Source organism: Oceanithermus desulfurans (assembly GCF_014201675.1).
GTDB classification, from domain to species: Bacteria; Deinococcota; Deinococci; order Deinococcales; family Marinithermaceae; genus Oceanithermus; species Oceanithermus desulfurans.
In genome coordinates this window covers 49,217-69,211 of record NZ_JACHEZ010000010.1, presented here as the reverse complement: position 1 = coordinate 69,211, position 19,995 = coordinate 49,217, and the positions used below count along the sequence as shown (strand labels likewise).

The 19,995-nt window shown below is 66.3% G+C and carries 24 protein-coding genes; 10 read left to right on the top strand and 14 right to left on the bottom strand.

Annotated features, from left to right (window positions below):
• Positions 1-71 precede the first annotated feature (71 nt).
• Positions 72-578 carry a hypothetical protein gene (locus HNQ05_RS11355; RefSeq protein WP_147148908.1) on the bottom strand — a complete coding sequence of 169 codons (507 nt, stop codon included), beginning with the start codon at positions 576-578 and terminating at the stop codon, positions 72-74.
• A 166-nt stretch (positions 579-744) separates the two neighbouring features.
• On the opposite strand from HNQ05_RS11355, the gene HNQ05_RS11350 reads away from it, so the two are divergent.
• Both HNQ05_RS11350 and HNQ05_RS11345 read left to right on the top strand, forming a co-directional pair.
• On the top strand, positions 745-1,644 hold the full coding sequence (locus HNQ05_RS11350) for a hypothetical protein (RefSeq protein WP_147148910.1): 900 nt from the start codon (positions 745-747) through the stop codon (positions 1,642-1,644).
• Between the two features lie 234 nt (positions 1,645-1,878).
• Positions 1,879-3,045 (top strand): hypothetical protein, encoded by a 1,167-nt coding sequence (locus HNQ05_RS11345; protein ID WP_147148912.1) that lies wholly within the window; start codon positions 1,879-1,881, stop codon positions 3,043-3,045.
• A gap of 57 nt (positions 3,046-3,102) precedes the next feature.
• Here HNQ05_RS11345 and trpD read toward each other — a convergent pair whose 3' ends face one another.
• The 5 genes from trpD to HNQ05_RS11320 all read right to left on the bottom strand — a co-directional run bounded on the left by trpD (position 3,103) and on the right by HNQ05_RS11320 (position 7,435).
• The gene (gene trpD / locus HNQ05_RS11340; protein WP_147148914.1) at positions 3,103-4,101 is read right to left on the bottom strand and encodes an anthranilate phosphoribosyltransferase; all 999 of its coding nucleotides are present in this window, start codon (positions 4,099-4,101) and stop codon (positions 3,103-3,105) included.
• Complete coding sequence (locus tag HNQ05_RS11335) at positions 4,098-4,793, bottom strand: anthranilate synthase component II (protein ID WP_246104137.1); 696 nt, start codon at positions 4,791-4,793, stop codon at positions 4,098-4,100. The genes trpD and HNQ05_RS11335 overlap by 4 nt, the downstream gene beginning before the upstream one ends.
• Positions 4,790-5,152, bottom strand: a complete 363-nt coding sequence (locus HNQ05_RS11330; RefSeq protein WP_147148915.1) for a four helix bundle protein — start codon at positions 5,150-5,152, stop codon at positions 4,790-4,792. Before HNQ05_RS11330 ends, HNQ05_RS11335 begins: the two co-directional genes overlap by 4 nt.
• A gap of 198 nt (positions 5,153-5,350) precedes the next feature.
• Positions 5,351-6,754 (bottom strand): anthranilate synthase component I, encoded by a 1,404-nt coding sequence (gene trpE / locus HNQ05_RS11325; RefSeq protein WP_147148917.1) that lies wholly within the window; start codon positions 6,752-6,754, stop codon positions 5,351-5,353.
• A gap of 165 nt (positions 6,755-6,919) precedes the next feature.
• Positions 6,920-7,435: a DUF4082 domain-containing protein gene (locus HNQ05_RS11320; protein ID WP_147148920.1), complete on the bottom strand. Its 516-nt coding sequence runs from the start codon at positions 7,433-7,435 to the stop codon at positions 6,920-6,922.
• Between the two features lie 323 nt (positions 7,436-7,758).
• Between HNQ05_RS11320 and HNQ05_RS11315 the strand changes: the two genes are divergently transcribed.
• A complete protein-coding gene (locus tag HNQ05_RS11315; protein ID WP_183677827.1) occupies positions 7,759-9,183 on the top strand; it encodes an HD domain-containing protein in 1,425 nt (474 codons plus the stop codon).
• Complete coding sequence (locus tag HNQ05_RS11310; RefSeq protein WP_147148924.1) at positions 9,180-9,704, top strand: hypothetical protein; 525 nt, start codon at positions 9,180-9,182, stop codon at positions 9,702-9,704. Before HNQ05_RS11315 ends, HNQ05_RS11310 begins: the two co-directional genes overlap by 4 nt.
• Before the next feature lie 10 nt (positions 9,705-9,714).
• Here HNQ05_RS11310 and HNQ05_RS11305 read toward each other — a convergent pair whose 3' ends face one another.
• From HNQ05_RS11305 to HNQ05_RS11290, 4 genes are all read right to left on the bottom strand, one after another.
• The gene (locus tag HNQ05_RS11305; RefSeq protein ID WP_147148926.1) at positions 9,715-10,569 is read right to left on the bottom strand and encodes a CPBP family intramembrane glutamic endopeptidase; all 855 of its coding nucleotides are present in this window, start codon (positions 10,567-10,569) and stop codon (positions 9,715-9,717) included.
• On the bottom strand, positions 10,569-11,090 hold the full coding sequence (locus HNQ05_RS12375) for a PH domain-containing protein (protein ID WP_147148928.1): 522 nt from the start codon (positions 11,088-11,090) through the stop codon (positions 10,569-10,571). Before HNQ05_RS12375 ends, HNQ05_RS11305 begins: the two co-directional genes overlap by 1 nt.
• Positions 11,077-11,259, bottom strand: coding sequence for a type II toxin-antitoxin system antitoxin (locus HNQ05_RS11295; protein ID WP_147148930.1), 183 nt, complete (start codon positions 11,257-11,259; stop codon positions 11,077-11,079). Before HNQ05_RS11295 ends, HNQ05_RS12375 begins: the two co-directional genes overlap by 14 nt.
• A gap of 116 nt (positions 11,260-11,375) precedes the next feature.
• Entirely contained in the window at positions 11,376-12,260 is an 885-nt protein-coding gene (locus tag HNQ05_RS11290; RefSeq protein ID WP_147148933.1) for an SPFH domain-containing protein, read from the bottom strand.
• 139 nt (positions 12,261-12,399) lie between these two features.
• On the opposite strand from HNQ05_RS11290, the gene HNQ05_RS11285 reads away from it, so the two are divergent.
• Positions 12,400-12,942, top strand: a complete 543-nt coding sequence (locus HNQ05_RS11285) for a GNAT family N-acetyltransferase (protein ID WP_147148935.1) — start codon at positions 12,400-12,402, stop codon at positions 12,940-12,942.
• Here HNQ05_RS11285 and truB read toward each other — a convergent pair.
• Together truB and HNQ05_RS11275 are read right to left on the bottom strand one after the other, a co-directional pair.
• Positions 12,939-13,874, bottom strand: coding sequence for a tRNA pseudouridine(55) synthase TruB (gene truB, locus HNQ05_RS11280; RefSeq protein WP_183677825.1), 936 nt, complete (start codon positions 13,872-13,874; stop codon positions 12,939-12,941). The two genes, HNQ05_RS11285 and truB, sit on opposite strands and share 4 nt — an antisense overlap.
• Positions 13,875-13,889: 15 nt before the next feature.
• Entirely contained in the window at positions 13,890-14,888 is a 999-nt protein-coding gene (locus HNQ05_RS11275) for a hypothetical protein (RefSeq protein ID WP_183677823.1), read from the bottom strand.
• Between the two features lie 59 nt (positions 14,889-14,947).
• Between HNQ05_RS11275 and HNQ05_RS11270 the strand changes: the two genes are divergently transcribed.
• The 4 genes from HNQ05_RS11270 (at position 14,948) to HNQ05_RS11255 (ending at position 18,410) form a co-directional block, all read left to right on the top strand.
• A complete protein-coding gene (locus tag HNQ05_RS11270) occupies positions 14,948-15,700 on the top strand; it encodes a pseudouridine synthase (protein WP_183677821.1) in 753 nt (250 codons plus the stop codon).
• 79 nt (positions 15,701-15,779) lie between these two features.
• A complete protein-coding gene (locus tag HNQ05_RS11265; RefSeq protein WP_013458632.1) occupies positions 15,780-16,004 on the top strand; it encodes a FeoA family protein in 225 nt (74 codons plus the stop codon).
• A gap of 29 nt (positions 16,005-16,033) precedes the next feature.
• The gene (gene feoB, locus HNQ05_RS11260) at positions 16,034-18,127 is read left to right on the top strand and encodes a ferrous iron transport protein B (RefSeq protein ID WP_311539072.1); all 2,094 of its coding nucleotides are present in this window, start codon (positions 16,034-16,036) and stop codon (positions 18,125-18,127) included.
• Position 18,128: 1 nt separating this feature from the next.
• Positions 18,129-18,410, top strand: a complete 282-nt coding sequence (locus HNQ05_RS11255) for a winged helix DNA-binding protein (RefSeq protein WP_147148397.1) — start codon at positions 18,129-18,131, stop codon at positions 18,408-18,410.
• On the opposite strand, the gene mqnB is transcribed toward HNQ05_RS11255, so the two are convergent.
• Positions 18,393-19,049: a futalosine hydrolase gene (gene mqnB / locus HNQ05_RS11250; RefSeq protein WP_147148399.1), complete on the bottom strand. Its 657-nt coding sequence runs from the start codon at positions 19,047-19,049 to the stop codon at positions 18,393-18,395. The genes HNQ05_RS11255 and mqnB overlap by 18 nt on opposite strands.
• Before the next feature lie 2 nt (positions 19,050-19,051).
• Positions 19,052-19,258, bottom strand: a complete 207-nt coding sequence (locus tag HNQ05_RS11245) for a hypothetical protein (protein ID WP_147148401.1) — start codon at positions 19,256-19,258, stop codon at positions 19,052-19,054.
• A 107-nt stretch (positions 19,259-19,365) separates the two neighbouring features.
• Between HNQ05_RS11245 and infC the strand changes: the two genes are divergently transcribed.
• Complete coding sequence (infC, locus tag HNQ05_RS11240; RefSeq protein WP_147148403.1) at positions 19,366-19,995, top strand: translation initiation factor IF-3; 630 nt, start codon at positions 19,366-19,368, stop codon at positions 19,993-19,995.

Here is a 19,995-nt window from a genome sequence, read left to right as displayed (position 1 = left end):
TCGACATGAGGACGCAGTGAGCCACGCAATTCTTTAGCAATGAAAAGCCCAATTGTCGGGAACTCGTCCACTCAGAAGGCGAAGCCGAAGGCCACCGCCGCCCCCAACCCTTCGGGCCAGCCTGCGCTCAGGCTGACGTCGCCCACTACGTTGGGGAAGATCCGGTACTGCAGGCTCGCCACCCCCTCGACCAGCGGCCAAAGGCGGCGGAGCTCCGCCCCGTGGACGTCGCGCAGGCGGCAGAGCTGGGCCCCGCCTCCGGCGCCGTAGCGGATGCGGAAGGTGGTCTCGCGAACCAGGGCCCAGCCCAGGTAGTCGAGGGCCGCGGTGTAGCACAGGCCCGCGGCCGGAACGGGGCTCGACAGCGAAACCGCGCTCATCGCGAAGCGTCCGCGGTAGGTCCAGAGGTCCAGGAAGCCGCCGGCGCGGGCGGCGGGGTCGAGGCCGAAGTCGACCGTGCCCGCCCCCTGCATGGCGAAGACACCCTGCACCCGGTCCATGGGCAGGGGGGTGTGGAAGACGTGGGTCTGGGCCTGAGCGGCTGCGAGCAGGAACAGGAGCGCGAACCAGCGACGCATGGGCTCAGTCTAACCGACCTTGAGTTCCTGAGGTGGCTTCCGACCAATTCCTGCAGGTTCGGGTGACTGCATATGCGCGTGATAAAATGTACCTGAAGTCGCTGGAAGCTCCGTTGCCGTCTTCTGCTTCTCCCTGACGACGCCTACCGAACGAAGGAGGTGCGTGATGAGGAAGTGGTGGATGCTTCTTGGCGTTGCCTTGGCCGCTCTTCTGGCAGCCTGCGGAGGGCAGGCTCCCGGCGGTGGGAGCGGCGGCGGGGGTAGCTCGCTGGACCCGCGGGACGTGGCGGCTCCGCTTAGCACCGCCAACGAACAGCTCTACAAGCTGTCGGAGCCGCTGACGCTGGCCGGAATGCCGATACCGGTGCTCTTCCTGCCCTTTTCTTCGGGAGCGGCTCCACTGGATGTGGCGAGCTGGGATTGCGACAGCGTGACGGTGACGGGAGCGCTAACCGATGCCGACGGTGACGGCATTCCCGTAAACGCCAGCTACAACGGCCGCTGCACCTGGAGCTACAGCGGCGGTGAGGGCTCGTTCAGCGGGTACTGGCAGTACAACGACCTCAACGTGCAGGACCCCAACGACGCCGACCCCGAAGCCGGCATCAAGGTGAGCGGCGAGGTGGAATGGGGGTTCAGCGGCGGCGGGGATTCCCTGACCTGGACCTGGACGTTGACCCGGCACGACCTCGTCAAGCAGGGGAGCCAGTACGACTTCGACTACGAGGGAAGCTGGCAGGTCGATTACAACGGCGATACCTACACCTTCAGCTACAACCTCAGCGGCACCTGGACGCCCGACGATGCGCAGAACCCCTGGGGCGACGGCACCCTGAACGCCATCGGAAGCTTTAGTGGAACCGATGCCTCTTGCGCCTCCGGTTGGGACCTCGAGGTGAGCCTATCGGGTGTGCACTACACGGGCGGTTTGATCGATAGCGGAACCGCCAGCTTCAGCGGTACCGACTGCGACGGGACCAGCACGAGCGTGACGATCACTTGGTCGGCCGCGCAGGTGTGCATCACGGTGGATTCCCAGGATCCCGTGTGCGTGCCGAACTCTTAACTGTAGCGCCGACTCGGGCGCCCGGGGGAGGCCCCGGGCGCCCGCTGGTTGGGGCCGGGCTTACCGTTTCGGAGAAAGACGGCGCCAACTACGCCCCCTGGGGGTGACTGCGAGGTCTTCTGGTTTGACTTGGTACAAACTATATGTTGGGAGCGGTAATGACCAAAACGGAAGGGGCATACGTCCTACAATCGCGCTGAGGTGATACCGATGATACGAACGTTAGCAGGTTTAATGTTGCTGGTATTGACGGCCCTGGTCCTCACCGCCTGCCCCAGCCCCGCGCCGGCGAAGAACGTGAGCGTCACGGCCACCGGTGCCGATGCCGCCGCCTACCGCGTGGGCAGCGGTAGCTGGCAGGTTCCGGACGATGTGACGTCGTTCGCGTTCACGGCGACGGGCGCCTACGAGGTGGCCGTACGCTGCGGCGACGACACCACCGTATGGTCGCTTACCAAGGCCGACACCGAGACGCCCGACCTCTCCTGCCCACCGGCAGCCGCGAGCCCCATAGCCTTCGACGTGACCTTTGACGTAACGAGCGTCGCGGGCGCCGTAGAGGCGGCCCTTTACTACGGGGACAACGCGATGACCGCGGGCACCACCGCGGGCACCTTCAACGTTACCGACGGCAGCACGGGGGAGCAGGACCTGGTGCTCGTGGCGCTCGACGGTAGCGGTACGCCCATCGCTGCCGACATGTTGACCGTCAACGTAACCGCTGGCGGGAGCTACAGCATCACCCTCGCCGCGGGCGACACAGCCAACGTGATCTCCGGCAGCATCGCCGACTTCAGTGCCCAGGTGCCCGCGGGCTGGCCGACGGCCGGTGCGATGATGCTTACGATAACGCCGAAAGGTACGGGAGTGATGGGCGGGATCCTCGGATCCTCAGGAGGCTCCTTCACTTCGTTCGCGTTCAGCGACCACGATCTGGCCTTCGTCATGGCCTCGGACGGGTCCGGTGTGCAGAACCTGATCCACCTGGCCACGTCGACGACTCCGGGCGCCAGCTTTACGGCTGATCTGCCCGCACCCTTTAGCGTCACGGTCAGTTCCGACACCTTCCCCACGATCAGCGGGCTGAGTGTCAGCGACCCGCAGCTGCGCATGTACGGCATCACCATGAGCTGGGCGACCAAGACCCTCAGCGCGATGGTGTCGACGGGCTTCTTAGCGAGCGCGACGTCGTACACCCTGCCCGATCTGACGGGTCTGACCGGGTTTACCGGCTTCGCCCCGGCGAGCGGGGACACCGTGAGCGTAAACAGCAGCGCATTTTATTCGTCTCTGACGACCTCCGAGATGTTCGACCTCTCGACCGAGGACAGCCTTTTCGGGCTTCCTGCGGGCGAGTCCGCTCGGATCGCTGGGGACCGGGACACCTACACCGCTCCGTAGCCCCTGGCTGTTACATGATCTGGACCGCCGCGGGCCCGGCCCGCGGCGGTCCGCGGTTTACCCCTGCGTGGCCGCGACCAGGCGTTCGAGCACCTCCAGCGCCGCGCCGCTGTACAGCACCTTGCCCGCCTGCTCGAGCCCCTCTTCCAGCGCAGCGGCCCGGCCCGCGGCCACCAGCGCGGCGGCGGCGTTGAGCGCCACCACGTCGCGCTTGGGCCCGGCTTCCTGGCCGCTGAGGATGCGGCGGGTCAGCGCGGCGTTCTCTTCGGGCGTGCCCCCGGCCAGCGCTTCCAGCGGGGCCTCTTCCAGACCGTAGTCGGCGGCGCGGAAGCTGAAGCGCCGGGTGCGCCCGTCCCGGAGCTCCACCACCTCGTTTTCGCCCAACGTCAGCTCGTCGGTGCCGCGCGAATGGACCACCCACGCCCCCTTCACCCCCAGTTCGGCCAGGGCGTAGGCCATGGGCTCGAGCAGTTCGGGGCCGTAGACGCCCAGCAGGAAGTACCGCGCCCGCGCCGGGTTGGTGAGCGGCCCCAGCACGTTGAAGACGGTGCGGGTCTTCAGCTCGGCCCGCACCGGGGCGACGTGGCGCATGGCCGGGTGGTGGGTACGGGCGAAGAGGAAGCCGATGCCCACCTCCTCGATCACCCGGGCCACCCGCTCTGGCTCCAGCTCGATGTTCACCCCCAGGGCCTCGAGCAGGTCGGCCGAGCCGCTCTTGGAGCTGGCGGCGCGGTTGCCGTGCTTGGCGACCCGCAGGCCCGCCGCCGCCAGCACGAAGGCGACGGTGGTCGAGATGTTGAAGGTGCCCGCGCCGTCGCCGCCGGTGCCCACCACGTCCACCAGTTCGCCCTTCACCTGCACCGGCCGCGCCGCCTCGCGCATGGCGTGGGCGAAGCCGGCGATCTCGTCGGGCGTTTCGCCGCGCACCTTGAGCGCCGCGAGCAGCGCCGCCGTCTGCACCGGGCTGAGCTCGCCGGCCATCATCCGGCCCATCAGCGCCCGGGCTTCGTCCTGGGTCAGGGTCTTGCCGTCGAGTACCTTGTGCAACGCGTTCATTGCTCCTCCTCCCGTGGGTGGGTCTTCCAGAACAGCCCGACCTCGCCGAGCCAGTTGGCCAAGAGCTGCAGCCCCAGCTCGGTGAGAATGCTCTCGGGGTGGAACTGCACGCCGACCGTGGGGAAGCGCACGTGGCGCACCGCCTGCACGGTCTGCTGCCCTTCCTCGGGCGTCCAGGCCAGCACCTCGAGCTTGCCGGGCAGATCGTCGATGACCAGCGAGTGGTAGCGGGTGGCGGTGAAGGGGTTGGGCAGCCCCATGAAGATGCCCTGCCCCGAGTGCTCGATGGGGCTGGTCTTGCCGTGCATGATGCGCGGTGCCGGCACCACCTTCGCGCCGAAGGCGGCGCCGATGGCCTGGTGGCCCAGGCAGACGCCGAGGATGGGTAGCCTGGGGGCGTACTCCCGGACGAGCGGGATCGAGAGCCCCGCCTCCTCGGGCGTGCCCGGTCCCGGCGAGATGACCACGGCGTCGGGGGCCAGCCGCTCCACGTCCTCGAGCGCGAACTTGTCGTTGCGCCAGACGGTCAGCCGCGCCCCCAGCTGACCCAGGTAGTCGGCGAGGTTGTAGGTGAAGGAGTCGTAGTTGTCGATGAGCAGGAGGTGGGGGGCGGGGGATAGGGGGTGGGAGGTGGGGGGCACCTCTTCAGCCTGTAGCTCGTGGCCTGTGGCCTGTGGTTTCTTGCCTTTCATTTGCGGCCCTCCTGGTAGGAGATGAAGGCGGAGATTTGCTTGGCAAGGGACGAAACGCGCACGTTCAGTTCCTCGAAGTTTGCATGCGCCAAGTAGCCAAAATCGCGCGCGAGCCTAAGCAGCGTACCCAATTCGTAAGCGCTTCCCAGTGCAATCCGCGAATACCGTGAAAGCTCGGCGGCCGTGCCGCGGCCGACGCCCTCGGCCAGGTTGGCGGGAATGGAAACAACGGCCCGGCGCACCTGGGTAGTTAAGCCATAAACCTCTTCTTTGGGCCAGGAACTCGAGGCCCGGTAAATGTCTTTGGCCAGTTGCATACCTTCCTGCCAGATGCGAAGGTTTTCGACGCTTTCAGGCATTCAAACACCTCCACGGACGGCCCGTAGCCTGTGGCTTGTAGTCTGCGGACTCGATTGGATGGTTTTTCCACAAGCCACGAGTCACAAGCCGCAAGCGAGAAGAGCCCGTGGCCAGGGGCCCGTAGCCTGTGGGATTGATCGAATGGTTTTTCCACAAGCTACAAGCTACAAGCCACAGGCTAATTCGTCTTTCCACCCTCACAACCCCTTCTCTGCCAATTCGACTGCTCTCATCAACGCCTTCGCCTTGTTCACGCACTCCTGGTACTCGCGCTCGGGGTCGCTGTCGGCCACCACGCCGGCCCCCGCCTGGACGTGCACTTTGCCGCCGGCGATCACGAAGGTGCGCAGCGTCAGCGCCACGTCCATGGCGCCGTCGTAGGCGATGTAGCCGAAGGCGCCGCCGTAGGGGCCGCGGCGGGTGGGCTCGAGTTCGTCGATGATCTCCATCGCCCGAATCTTGGGCGCGCCGCTGACCGTGCCCATCGGAATCACGCTCGCCAGCGCGTCGAGCGGCGTCTTGCCCTCTTCCAGCTCCCCGGTCACGGTGCTGACGATGTGCATGACGTGTGAGTAATGCTCCACCCGCATCAACTCCTCCACCCGAACGCTTCCGTGCTTGGCCACCCGGCCGAGGTCGTTGCGGCTCAGGTCCACCAGCATCACGTGCTCGGCGCGCTCCTTCTCGTCGGCCAGCAGCTCCTCGGCCAGCGCCCGGTCCTCCTCGGGCGTAGCCCCGCGCGGCCGGGTGCCGGCGATGGGGCGGGTGGTCACGCGGCGGCCTTCGGCGCGCAGCAGGCTCTCGGGGCTGGCCGAGACGAGCGTCACCTCGCCCAGGTCAAGGTAGCCCATGTAGGGGCTGGGGTTGACGCTCCTGAGCGCCCGGTAGAGGGCGAAGGGGTGCACCCCCAGCTCGGCGGTGAAGCGCACCGAGGGCACCACCTGGAAGATGTCGCCGGCGCGGATGTACTCCTTGCTTTTTTCGACGATGCGGGCGTAGTCCGCAGGGCTCAGGTTAGCGCGGAACGCGGTCTTGCGCCCGCCGCGCCCGCCCGGCACCCCCGGCAGCGGCCCCCGCAGCCTGCGCTCGGCGGCGTCCAGCAGCTCCCGGGCGCGGGCGGCGGCCGAGGGGCCGTCGCCCAGCGCCGGGGCCACGAGGTGCAGCACCTGCTTCAGGTGGTCGAAGACCACCACCAGTTCGGGCTCGACGAAGAGCAGGTCGGGCGCGCCGATCTCGTCGGGGTTGGCGTCGGGCAGCTCTTCGTAGTAGCGCACCAGGTCGTAGGCCACGTAGCCCACCGCCCCGCCCCAGAAGGGCGGCAGCTCGTGACCGTTTTCCACCTCGCGATGCACCGCGTGGTAGAGCGTGGCCAGCGGGTCCTCGGCCTTTACCTCGGTGCCGTCGATGGTGAAGGCGCCGTCCCTCAGCCGGAAGGTGCGCCTGGCCCCGACGCCGATGATCGAGTAGCGGCTCCAGCGCTTGCCCGCCTCCACCGACTCGAGCAGGAAACTTACCGGCGCTTTCTCGGCCAGCTTCAGGTAGGCGGTCACCGGCGTTTCCAGATCGGCGAGCAGGGTCTTGACCACGGGTTTCGTCTTCATCGTCATCTCCTTGGCAAGCAAAATAAAAACTCCCGGTGTGCATCGCCCCGGGAATCAAGCACAGGCCGTCCGCCCCGGGGTTAACCGGGCCACCACCAGAAGCGAACGGCGAAGCGTTTCATTGCGCTTACTATAACCGCGGCCGCGGGCCCCGGGCAAGCGGGTTCAGCGGGAAGCGTAGACGACGAAGGCGTAGCGGAACTGCGGCCAGCCACTGGCGACGTCGGTCGTGCAGACCGGGCAGAAGCGGCTCGACCGGATTCCCCGCCAGAAGAACCGCTGCCTGGGATTGGGCGATACCCGGTCGCTGTATACGTAGATCCGGTAGAGCCTGCCGGGGGTCACCCGGACGGCCTTTTCGAAGGGCAGGTAGAGCCAGCCTCCCCTTTCGGGTTTGCCGCTGACCCGCGCGAGCGCTTGGCCGTCGGGGTCTTGCAGCTCCACCACGACCGTACCCGGGTCCCCCATTCGGTCGACGTAGACGGCCAGCGCCCGCAGCTCGGGATGGGCCGGGGCGAACGTTTGCCAGCGCGCCGTGTTCTTGTCGAACCAGAAACCGTAGTCCCAGTCGGGTTGGGCGGTGTCGACCGGCCAGGGGACGTCCTGCGGCTGGGCCCACGCAAATAGGGCCAGCATCGCCAGAGCCAGTACCGGCGACCTGCGGCGCAAAAGGGCTTTCATTGCGGCCTCCCCCTTCAGTCTATGGCTTTCGCGCTTCACAATCAAAGAGTGGCATGGTAAGTTCCGTGCGTCTAACACTAGGGATATGGGTCAGCACTCAGCTCGAGCAATGTAGCAATCTAAGCCGCGCGCTATATCGTTTGTACAGCTATTATCACCGTGAGCTGAGCGCCTAAAACAAAGCCCTCTAGCAATACTCTCCGCTGCAAAGCCTTGGGAACAAGAGCGCCTGTGCCAGGACCAACTGTACCACTGTTACCACTGTTGAAAATGAACATTAAACATGCTATTACATTTGTAATATGACACCAGAGGCGATTCATGTGACGAGGAAACCACAGAGAATAAGAGATCCGGTGCATAATCTAATTGAATTTGATAATACAGAATTTGAATACCACATGTGGAGAGTCATTCAAACTAGACCCTTCCAAAGACTCAGAAGAATCAAACAGCTTGGTTTTACTGATCTTGTGTATCCTGGAGCCACACATACTAGGTTTATCCATAGTATAGGAACATTTCATATAGCAAGGAAACTAATAAATATAATCAAAAGGAGACTGGATATTAATTTTTCAGCTACTAAGGCCAATATTGTTCTGGCCGCAGCTTTGCTGCACGATGTTGGCCATGGTATGTTCAGTCATGCATTCGAAGATGTGCTTGCTATTACTAAGGTAGACAGTATAAGCCACGAGGAGAAAAGTAGGCGACTTATTACGGATAGCGAGATTGCTGACGTGTTATCAAGCCTGGGTAGCGGCTTTCCTGACGATGTCGCAAACGTCATTTCCAAAGAGCCAGAGGATATCTATGACGCTATTGTATCGAGTCAATTTGATGCAGACCGCCTAGATTACATGCAGCGGGATAGACTTATGGTAGGGATTCAGAACAGCGCAATAGACTTTACCTGGCTGCTATCGAATATGGAGATCGGCATAATCCCTTTGTACTCTGAGGACGGAGAGCGTTACAGCGAACTAACTACGCTTACTTTGAATAGAAAAGCTATATATGCTGCAGAAACTTATGTTCTCTCGCTTTTTCAGCTGTATCCAACTGTGTATTTTCATAAAGCAGTTCGTGCTGCAGAAAGTATGTTCACCGCTTTGCTTACCGAAGTATTTAAGATAATTAAAAGTGAGGGAGCATCTGGCGTCAAGAGGCTTGGTTTACCTGAGAACCACCAATATGTCAATTTCGTCAACGAACCTAAGAATATAGATAACATCCTGCAATTGGATGACACTGTATTCTGGAATAGCCTCTACTACTTGGCAGAGTCCGATATACTAAGAATATCTAAATTAGCTAAGCAATTATTAGAACGTAATTTATATAAAGCTATAGATATTCATCTATTAGTAAAACAAATGCTCAGAGACAAAGGTGTATTTGATGAGATTATGCCTAGTATATCCACTCTCGTAAAAAACTACGTGATAAATGAAATTGAACAATACAATTCTGCACTGTCTAAAGAACAACCAAGAATATTAATAGACGGCAAGTCCCGAAAGCTCTATGAATATAACAAGACTCCTAATTTTAGTCAGATATTTATTGAGGATGTGCATGGAGAAGTACAGGATATTGCATTAGAGTCCCCTGTTGTAGTCACCAGGCCGTACAAGTTGGACCTTTTTAGGGCTTACGTAGACAGGGGGGACAATGATGGTTATGGTATAGTAATGGACATATCCAAACGTGCGGTCGAGCAAGCGATCAAGGAGGCAAAATGATTAAACCCGTGATCAGCCCTAAGAAGGTGGTATCAATTATAGAGAAGGCAGGTGGGAGAGTCGTAGGTAAAACTAGGCTTCAGAAAATGGTTTATATCATGGAGGCGGCCGGAATCGATATGGGTTATGACTATGTATACTTCCACTATGGGCCATACAGCGAAGATCTGTCAAATCACATTGAAATAGCAACAGCAATGGGTATAGTCAAACATACTGAATCTCTAACAGCTGATGGAAAGAGAAAATATTCAATATATGAAATAGTTAAAAAGACACTTGATGATGCGACCGAAGCTGATGAGCAAAACTTACTGCTAAAGAAAATGAATGAAACAGACTCCATCACGCTAGAATTGGCGGCGACAGCATTGTATTTAAAAAAAGAAGAGGGGTACGAAGACCCTTGGGAGGAAACCAGTCGTCGTAAGCCTCGTAAAGCAACACCGGAGCGACTAGAGAAAGCAAAAAAATTTTACTCGGAATTAAAAGATATTAACAGCAGACTCCCGGAGCTGTGAAGACCGCTGTTCAGCCTGCGCTTTCCCGATCCGGCGGCACCAGGCGCCTCAGGTAGAGGTTTGCCAGCGCCAGCACCACGAAGCCGCCCAGACCGGTAAGGCCCACGAGCAGGTCGTTCGTGCGGTTTAGGGGGTCGGCGCTGCCCGCGAAAACGAGCAAGGGCAGGCCGGCCACGGCGTTCAGGGTGCCGTGGAAGAGGGCCGGCACCGCGACCGCCCCGCCTTTATCGCGCAGGTAGAGCATCCAGGGGGTGAGCAGCACCGCGAAGACCACCATGAAGAAGACCCCCAGGAAGCGGTGGTCGGGGTAGTTGTAGCCCAGGAAGTAAACGAGCGGCGCGTGCCAGGCACCCCAGACCACGCCGATGTAGAGCGAGGCGGGCCAGAACCCCAGCTCGCGGGTGCGCTCCCAGAGGTAGCCGCGCCACATCAGCTCTTCGCCCAGCGCGAAGAGCAGGTTGATCGTCGCGCCGGCCAGCAGCGCCTGGACGATCAGCGCCGTCCACAAGGCCCACTCGGGCAGGCTCGCCGCCTCGGCTCCGCTCCGGGCCGCGATCGCCTCGCGGACTTGGGCAAGCCCTACGTACTCGTCGAGGGGCAGGCTGGCGGCGATGCTGGCCAGGCTGAAGAGCACCGGCAGCAGCCAGGCGGCCAGCCACCAGCGGTTGGGTCGCGCCCAGAGGCGGAGGCGCAGCCCCTCGCGCCGGGCGAGCACCAGAGCGACGATTCCCGGGATCCACATGTAGACCAGGCTGAACCCCAGGAACCAGGGGCTGTTCAGCGTCCCCACCTGCGTGTAGTAGACCGCGAACAACAGCCAGCTGAGGACGATGGTTACGGTTACGGCTCGGTCGGCTTGGTTCATCAGGCCTCCTCGGCGCCCTCGGGGAGCGCGCTGCGCAGCTGCGCCAGCATCAGCCGGGCCCGCTTGGGGGCGAGCAGCACCTGCTCGCCGGTGTGGAGCACGAGCAGGACCCCCTCGCCCGCGGCCCGGCCGGTGTAGGCGGTGAGGCGGCCCAGGTTGCTCTGGAACCGCCCCACGTAGTACCCCGGCAGCGCGGCGCTGCCGCTGCGGCGGCCCAGCGCGAAGGTTACCTCGTGGACCTCGCGCAGGTTCTCGAGCTGGATGCGGCGGCGGCCCAGGAAGTGCTGGATCTCCAGGTCCCGGTCCGAGAGCCGGTACCGCAGCCGCGCCGGCATCCACCAAAGCAACCCCACGAAGAAGGCCACGATCAGAAAGACCCACAGCGCCACCAGCGCCCGTCCGAGCGGCAGCCCTGCGGCCGTGCCGTAGGCGTAGTAGGCCAGGGCGGCCCCCATGAGGAGCAGGCCGGCGGCGCGCAGCGGCCGACCGGCGGTGTCGAGGTCGGGGTCAAACGTCTTCACCTTGCGTCTCCCTGCGCTCCTCCTCCCGTGGGAGGCGGCCCGCTTCCTTCAGCGCCTTGGTGAGCAGGTACTCGATTTGGGCGTTGACGCTGCGCAGGTCGTCGGCCGCCCACTTGGCGAGGGCATCGTACACCTTGGGATCGAGCCGGAGGAGGAAGCGTTTTTTCATGGCTAAAGGCAGCCTGTAGCTTGTGGCTTGTAGCACGTGGTTGCGCGCGTGGATCTCCACAGGCCACAGGCTACAGGCCACAGGCGTTTATTATCCCGACGCTCTTGCCTCATTTTCTACCCGTACAGCGTCCCGGTGTTAATGATCGGGCTCGCCGCCTGGTCGCCGGTGAGGACGACCATCAGGTTGTTGACCATGGCGGCCTTCTTCTCCTCGTCGAGGGCGACCACGTTTTCGCGTTCCAGGTGTTCGAGCGCCTGCTGCACCATCCCCACCGCGGCGTCGACGATGAGGCGCCGCGCCGAGATGATGGCCTGGGCCTGCTGCCGGCGCAGCATCGCCTGGGCGATCTCCGGTGCGTAGGCGAGGTGGCTGATGCGGGCCTCGAGCACCCTCACCCCGGCCACCTTGAGCCGTTCCTGCACCTCGTCGGTGAGGGCCTTCGCCACCTCGTCGGGGCTGCCCCGCAGCGAGAGCTCGTGTTCCTCGGCGTCGTAGGGGTAGCGGCTCGCCAGCGCCCGGATGGCCGTCTCCACCTGCACCCGCACGAACTCCTCGTAGTCGTCCACGTCGAAGACGGCCTTGGCCGTGTCCACCACCTGCCAGACCACCACGGTGCCGATCTCGATGGGGTTGCCGTGCTTGTCGTTGACCTTGAGCACGTCGGAGTTGAAGTTGCGCACCCGCAGGCTGACGGCCACCTTGCTGGTGAAGGGGTTGGCCCACCAGAAGCCGTCGTCGCGCACGCTGCCGGTGTACTTGCCGAAAAAGATGAGCACCTTGGCCCGGTTGGGCTGGACGGTGAAGAAACCCGGTACGAAGAGGAGGAAGGCGATCAGGGCGAGGGTGCTCCACGCCAGCGCGCCCCAGTCCGTGCGCAGGGTGAGCTGTGCGAAGAAGCGCCAGCCCTCCCAGCCGCTGAAGACAAGCAGCGCCAGGGCCACCAGCAGCATGGCGAAGCCGTTGATCTTGAACGCCGGTTTCTCGGCAATCTGTTTCATCTGCACCTCCTAGTATCAAGATGATATCACAATGATGTCGCCCCCGTCCATCCGCGCGTCCGGAAGATGCGCAGGCCTTGGAGGTGCGGGGTTCACGGCGAGGTCGGGCGGGCGCCGCGCGGGCCGCGTACAATGAAACATGCTGCGCGAAGACCTGGGGGAGGGGCTCGAGCTGGCCCTGGCCGTGCCCCAACACGCCGAAGCCCTTTTCGAGCTCATCGACCGCAACCGCGAGCACCTGCGCCGCTGGCTGCCCTTCGTGGACGCCACCCGGGACGCCGCGTACACCCGCGCCTTCCTGAAGAACCAGCTGCGCGAACTGGCCGAGGAGCGGGCGATCACGCTCACCCTGTTTTACGAGGGGCGGGCTGCGGGGGTGCTGGGCCTGAACCGCGTGGATGCGGTGAACCGGGTGGCCTCGGTCGGCTACTGGCTCGCCCGTGAGGCCACGGGGCGGGGCCTGATGACGCGGGCGGTGCGGCGCCTGGTGGACCTCGCCTTCGCGCACTTCCCGGTGGACCGGATCGAGATCCACTGCGCCTCCGGCAACACCGCGAGCTGCAAGATTCCCGAACGGCTGGGCTTCACCCGCGAGGCGGTGCTGCGGCGGGCGCTCTGCGCCCACGAGTTTTGCGACGACCGCGTGGTCTGGGGGCTTTTACGCGAGGAGTGGGCGGGTTAGTCCTCGGGCCGGAAGACGCGGCGCACCTTGAGCTTGAAGCCGTCGCCCTCGGCCACGGCCACGAGCCGGCCCTGACGGTCGGTAAGCGCGACCAGGCCGCGGGCGGGGATGGGCAGGGGCACGCCCTGGAGCACCCGGCGCACCTCGGTGTGGTCGAGTTCGACCGCGGGGAAGGGCAGCACCTCGGCCGCGGCCAGGGGGCGCGCCTGGGCGAGCGTCTCGGCGGGTACGGTCTGCTCGAGCACCACCCGCCCCACGCGCGTCCGAACCAGGCCGCTCAGGAAGGCGCCGGTGCCCAGCGCCTCACCAAGGTCGCGGGCGAAGGCGCGCACGTAGGTGCCCGACCCCACCACCAGCCGCACCACCGCGGTGGGCAGGGGGGCGAGCTCGGGCGGCAGCTCCACCGGCCGGCCCCGGGGGTCGGGCCGCCAGCCCTCGGCGCCCGGAGCGATGCGTAGCGGTTCGGGGCGTTCCTGCAGCGCCAGCAGCTCCACCTGGTGGTAGCGCACCGGACGGGGCTCGAGCGCCAGCGCCTCGCCACGCCGCGCCGCCTCGTAGGCCTTGACCCCGCCCACCTTGACCGCCGAGAAGGCGGGGGGCACCTGCTCCTCGAGTTCCAGGAACCTTGCCAGCGCCCGCTTCAGGGCCGCCTCGTCGGGCGTCCAGGGGGTCGCGGGCTGGAGCGGCCCCTCGGCGTCGAGGGTGGGGGTGCTGCCGCCGAAGCTGATCCAGGCCAGGTACTCTTTGTCCTCGCCGCTCAGGAAGGGCACGAGCTTGGTGTGCGAGCCCGTGGCCAGCACCAGCACGCCGGTGGCCAGCGGGTCGAGGGTGCCGGTGTGCCCCACCTTCTTGGTGGCCAGCACCCGGCGCGCCGTCTCGACGACGTCGTGTGAGGTGGCGCCCAGGGGTTTGTAGACGGCGTAGACGGCCACAGCACACGGATTGTATCACCGCAGCCGCCGCACGCAGCGGTAGCCGTGGCGCGGGTTGCCCCAGGTGAGCGGCTGGCTGGCGATGCGGCCGCCGTAGCGCAGGCCGCCGCTGTAGGGCACGTACCAGGCTTCGTCCCCCTCCGCGGTGGTCTCCGCCGTCCAGTAGTAGACCGCGGGGGCCGCCGGGTCCCACAGGGGCCCCTCCTTGTTGGGAATCCGCTCGCAGGTGGCCTGCTCGCCCCCGGGGTAGCGGCAGCCCGCGAGGGCGCCGCCGCGCACCAGCGAGGCCACCACCTCGGCGCGGGTGGGCAGCCGCCAGACGTGCGCGGGCTCGTCCAGCAGCCGGGTGCCGCTGGCGTCCAGGTAGGCGCACAGCCCCTCGGCGGCCGGATCGTAAGGCCCCGGCTTTTCGCCGAGGCCCCGCGGCTCGCGGCCGTAGGCGGCCAGCTCGGCCCAGGAGGGGAAGCGCGGGCCCAGGCGCAGGTTCCACCCCGGTCCCGCAGGGGCCCACTCGAGCTCCCCCGCAGCCGTCGTCACCCGCCAGGGGCCGGGACTCGCGGGGGTGCGGCCGCTGACGTAGGGCAGGTAGAAGAGGGCGGCCCCCAGCACGACTGCCGGCGGCAGCGCCAGGGGAAGGAAGCGGGTGCGGGGCCTGGGGCCGCGGACGCGCCCCTCCAGCCACCACAGCAACCCCACGAGCACCAGCGCCAGGCTGACCGGGGCGGTGGCCAGCGCCTGCTCCCAGCCGAAAAGCCCGCGGGCGATCATCAGCCCCCACCACCAGAGCGTGAAGGCTAGGCCCGCGAGCGCCAGCAGCGTCCCGCCCGCGCGCGGCCACGCCAGCGCGACGAGGCCCAAGAGCCAGAGCGCGGCGGCCGGCACCAGGTAGGCCCAGCCGGGCGCGTCGGGCACGCCGTAGGCCTCGAAAAAGTACTCGGCGGCGCCCCAGTAGGCCCAGAGCCCCGCCGCCAGGGTCCAAAGCGCCGTTGCCACCTTGCCGGGCCAGGTTTTCATGGTTTCCTCCCTCAGTCTACTGCTGTTCAAAAAGCGAAATCTAGGGCAGAATGGGAAGGATGGAAGAAGGCCTGCGCCTGCAAAAGTACCTGGTCCTCGCCGGGGCCGCCCCCAGCCGCCGCAAGGCCGAGGAGCTGATCCGCGGCGGCCGGGTGACCGTGAACGGCGCGGTGGCCCGGCTGGGGGCGCGGGTGCACCCCGGCGACGAGGTGCGCGTCGGCGGTCGCAAGGCCGAGCTGCCCGAGCGCCGGGTCGTCCTCGCGCTGCACAAGCCCAAGGGCTACGAGACCACCCGCACCAGCCGCTCGGGCGCGCCCACGGTCTACGAGCTGCTGCCCGAGCTGCCCGGCCTGCACCCGGTGGGGCGGCTCGACCGCGACTCGGAGGGGCTGTTGCTCTTCACCAACGACGGCGCGCTCACCCAGCGCCTCACCCACCCGCGCTACGGGGTCAAGAAGGTCTACCGCGTCTGGAGCCGGAAGGGCACGCCGCCCTCCGACCTGCTGCGCAAGCTGGAGCGGGGCGTGACCCTCAAGTCGGGCGTGCGCGTGCAGGCGCTCAAGGCCCGGCCCAAGGAGGGCGGCGCCGTCATCACCCTGACCGAGGGCAAGAAGCGCGAGGTGCGCTACATGATGGCCGCCATCGGCTACCCCGTCGAGCGCCTGGTGCGGGTGAAGATGGGTCCGATCCGGCTGGGCGGGCAGAAGCCGGGGACCTGGCGCGAGCTCAGCGCCTCCGAGCTGGGGGCCCTGGACCGGGCGGCCTTCGGTCCGGAGGAGGACGAACCGCCGCCGCGCTCCGCTAAGCGATAACGATTCGCATTCTCAAATCCAAGAAATCCGACCGGCATTGACGGGATTCAGCCCCCGGGACTAGAATGCCGTTGGAACGATGCGACGCCTATCCGACCTGCCCGAAGACACCCCCGCGCGCATCCGCGCGCTGCGTACGCCGCCGCTGCTCCGGCGGCGCTTGCTGGCGCTCGGGGTGCGGCCGGGGGCGGAAGTCCGCGTGGTGCGCCGGGCCCCCCTGGGCGACCCCATGGAGATCGCCGTGGGCGATACCCTGATCGCCATCCGCCACGCCGAGGCGGCGGGTGTGGAGCTGGAGGAGTAGGCGTGGGTTGTCCCGAATGCCAAGGAGCGGTGGCCACGGCCCTGCGGACCGACGGGATGCGGGTCGTCACCGTGGGCAACCCCAACACCGGCAAGACCACGCTCATCAACGCCCTCGCGGGCTCCAACCTCAAGGTGGGCAACTGGCCGGGCACCACCGTGGACCGCCTGGAGGCGCAGCTGCGGCTTCCCGGGGGCACGGTCCGCCTCGTCGACCTGCCCGGGGCGTACAGCCTGAACCCCACCACCCCGGAGGAGGCGCTGGCCGCCCGCGAGCTGCTGGCCCATCCGCCCGACGTGGTGGTCAACGTCGTGGACGCGGGCAACCTCGAGCGCAACTTGCACCTCACCCTCGAGCTGACCGAGCTGGGGCTGCCCATGGTGGTGGCCCTGAACCTCATGGACGAGGCCGAGGCCAAGGGGTACACCCTGGACCCGGCGGCGCTGGAGCGGGCGCTGGGGGTACCGGTGGTGCCGCTCGTCGCCAGCCGCGGGCGCGGCACGGACGAGCTGCTCGCGGCGCTGGAGCGGGCGCGCGTCCCCGAGCTGCGCCTGCGCTACCCCGGAGAGCTGGACCGCGCGGCGGTGCGGCTCGCCAAGCGGATCCGCCACCCCGCGGGGCGCTGGATCGCCCTCGCCCTGCTGGCGGGCGAGGAGGTGCCGATCGAGCTGGACGGCGAGCTGCTCGAGCTGGCGCGGCAGCTGCGCGGCGAGCTCGAGCGCGTCGGCATCGACCCCTACCTCGAGATCGAAAACGCCCGCTACGTGCGGGCGCACGAGCTGGCGCAGGACGCGCTGCTGGGGTCGGAGCCGCGCCTGACGCTCACCGACCGCGTGGACCGCTGGGTGCTGCACCCGCTGTTGGGCGGGCCCATCTTCCTGCTGGGCATGCTGCTGGCGTTCCGCTTCACCTTCCTCTTTTCGACGCCCTGGGTGGACTTCATCGGCGCGGTGCAGGAGGTCCTGGCCGGCTGGATCGCCGCCCTGCCGCTGCCGCCCCTCGTCGCCTCGTTCTTCGCCGACGGCCTCGTGGGCGGGGTGGGGACGGTGATCAGCTTCGCCCCGGTCCTCTTCTTCCTCTACGTGGCCCTCGCCTTCCTGGAGACGAGCGGCTTCCTTGCCCGCGCGGCCTTCATCGCCGACAAGATGATGCTGCTCGCGGGGCTGCCGGGCCGGGCCTTCATCCCGCTGATCCTCGGTTTCGGCTGCAACGTGCCGGCCGTCTACAGCACCCGTATCCTCACCGGACGCTTTGACCGCCTGCGCGTCGGGCTCGCCATCCCCTTCATGAGCTGCAGCGCGCGGCTCGTCGTCTTTACCCTCTTCGCCGCGGTCTTCTTCCCCCGGTACGCGGCCTGGGTGGTCTTCGGCCTCTACCTGCTGGGGATGGTCGTGGGCCTGCTCACCGCCTGGTTGCTGGGCCGGGCCGCGGGGCAGCCGGCGAGCAGCGGCCTCATGGAGCTGCCGCCGTACCGCCTGCCCACGATGCAGGTGGTGCTGAAGCAGGCCTGGGCCCGCACCCGCAGCTTCCTGGAGGGCGCCGGCGGTCCCATCCTGCTGGCGGTGCTCTTCGTCTGGCTGCTGCTCAACCTGCCGCCCGGCGACCTTGAGGGCAGCCTCTACGCGCGCGTGGCCGGCTGGCTGGCCCCCCTCTTCGCGCCCCTGGGCATCGGCGACTGGCGGCTCTTGGGGGCGCTCATCCCCGGCTTCGTGGCCAAGGAGGTGGTCGTGGGCACCCTCGCGGTCAGCTACCTGGGGGCCGAGCCCACCACCGCGCTGGGGTTGGCGCAGGGCCTGGGGCAGATCCTGGCCACCTTCTGGGCCTCGCTTCTCACCACGCTGGGGGCGGTGCCCGCGCTCTTCGGCCTGCCGCAGTTGGCCCCGCCGCCGCCGGACGCGCCCACCGCGTTGCAGGCGGCGCTGCGGGCGTCGGCGGCCCCGGCGGCGGCGCTGGCCTACATGGTCTACGTGCTGCTCTACACGCCCTGCGTGGCCACGGTGACCGCGCTCAAGAACGAGTTCGGGCGCTTCTGGGCCGCGGTCGCGGTGGTCTACGAGCTGATCCTCGCCTGGGTGCTGGCCTGGGGGGTCTACCGCCTGGCGCTGTTGTGGCTCGGGGGCTAGGATGCTGCGCCGGGTTCTCGACGAGCTTTCGCGTCCGCAAACGCTGGCGCAGGTGGCCGCGCGGGTCGGCGTCGAGCCGGGCGTGCTCTGGGGAATGCTCGAGACCCTCGAGCGTAAGGGGTACGTGGGGCTGGCCTACTCCGAAAGCCCGGCCTGCGGCACCGTCTGCGGCGCCTGCACCCTGCGGAACCTCTGCCCCGCTTCGGGCAGCGAAACCCCGCCGCCCACGCCGGTCTGGCGGCTGACGCCCAAGGGCCGCCGTGCCCTAGAGCAGGGGCTCTAAGGACCTCGCGAGCGCCTCGAGGGCGCCGGGCAGGTCCCAGCGGGTCTTGTCGCGCACGCCGGCCAGGTTGGAGACCGCCCGCACTTCGGCCCAGGGCAGGCCGAACCAAAGAGCCGTCTGGGCTACCGCCGCCCCCTCCATGTTCTCCACCGCCGCACCCCAGCGGCGTTCCAGCTCGGCCGCCTCTTCGTGGGTCTCGCTCACCGCGTCGCGGGTGAGAAAGGGGCGCGGGGTCAGGCCCAGCAGCGCGTGCAGCTGGGAGGTCCAGAGGGGGTCGGCGGGCAGGTGGTTGTAGTACCGCCGCGCATCCAGCTCCAGGGCCGGCATGCCCAGGGCCTCGAGCCCTCCGACGGTGCCCAGGTCGGCCTGGATCTCCTGCGCGGCCAGGACCACGTCGCCCGCGCGCAGCCCCGCCCCCGGGTAGGCGCCGGCGACGCCCACCAGCAGCACCCGGTGCACCTCCGGGTGAGCCTCCAGAAAGGCGCCCAGCGTCATCGCGGCGTTGGCCTTGCCCAGGCCCAGCTCCAGCGCCTGCCAGTCCGGCCCCACGAGCCGCTCGCGTCCGCGCCAGCTCGTCTGCTCGAGCGCGCGTTCGCGCAGAAAACCGGCCTCGCCGCGGGTGGGGTAGACGATCAGCATGGTCAGGTGTCCTGATCGCGGTAGAGCTCGAGGTTCTCGAGCATGTAGAGCGCGTCTTCCAGGGGCCATTCGCGTCCGGTGCCGTCGCGCAGCACCCCGTCGGGCCAGGCGTAGAGGCTGCACTTGGAGTTGCCGTCGAGCCGTACCGCCTTCCCCGTGCGCCGCGCTTCGTCCAGGGCGCGTTCGATGCGGTCCTTGCGTTCGTTCACCCGCTCAGGCTACCAAACCTTGAATTGCGGTGCAGCGGCCGGGGCTGGTACACTCAGTTCGGCTGACCCGAACGACGGTTGGACCAATCACCTGGAGGTGAGCAAGGATTAGAAGAAGAGGAAGGGTACCCCCACCGACCAAGACCCAGCACCGCATCAACGAACAAATCCGCGTACGGCAGGTCCGCGTAATCGACGAATCCGGCGAACAGCTCGGCATCATGGAGACCCGGCAGGCGCTCGACCTGGCGAAGCAGAAGGACCTGGACCTCGTCCTCGTCGGTCCCACCGCCAGCCCGCCGGTGGCCAAGCTGCTCGACTACGGCAAGTGGCGCTACGAGCAGCAGCAGGCCGAGAAAGAGGCCCGCAAGAAGGCCAAGCGCCAGGAGATGAAGTCGATCAAGTTCCGCGTCAAGATCGACGAGCACGACTATCAAACCAAGCTTGGCCACGTCCGCCGCTTCCTCGAGGCCGGGCACAAGGTCAAGGTGACGATCATGTTCCGCGGTCGCGAGATGGCCCACCCCGAGCTGGGCAAGAAGATCCTCGACCGCGTCGCCGAAGACCTTTCCGAGATCGCCGTCGTCGAGATGAAGCCGCTCATGGCCGGGCGCGACATGAACATGGTGCTGGCCCCCATTCCCCCGGAAAAGCGCGGCAAGGCCCGCCCCGAGCGCGAGGAGGCGGCCTCGCCCGAGAAGGACGTTCAGCCCGCCGCCGACCCCGCGCAGGAATAG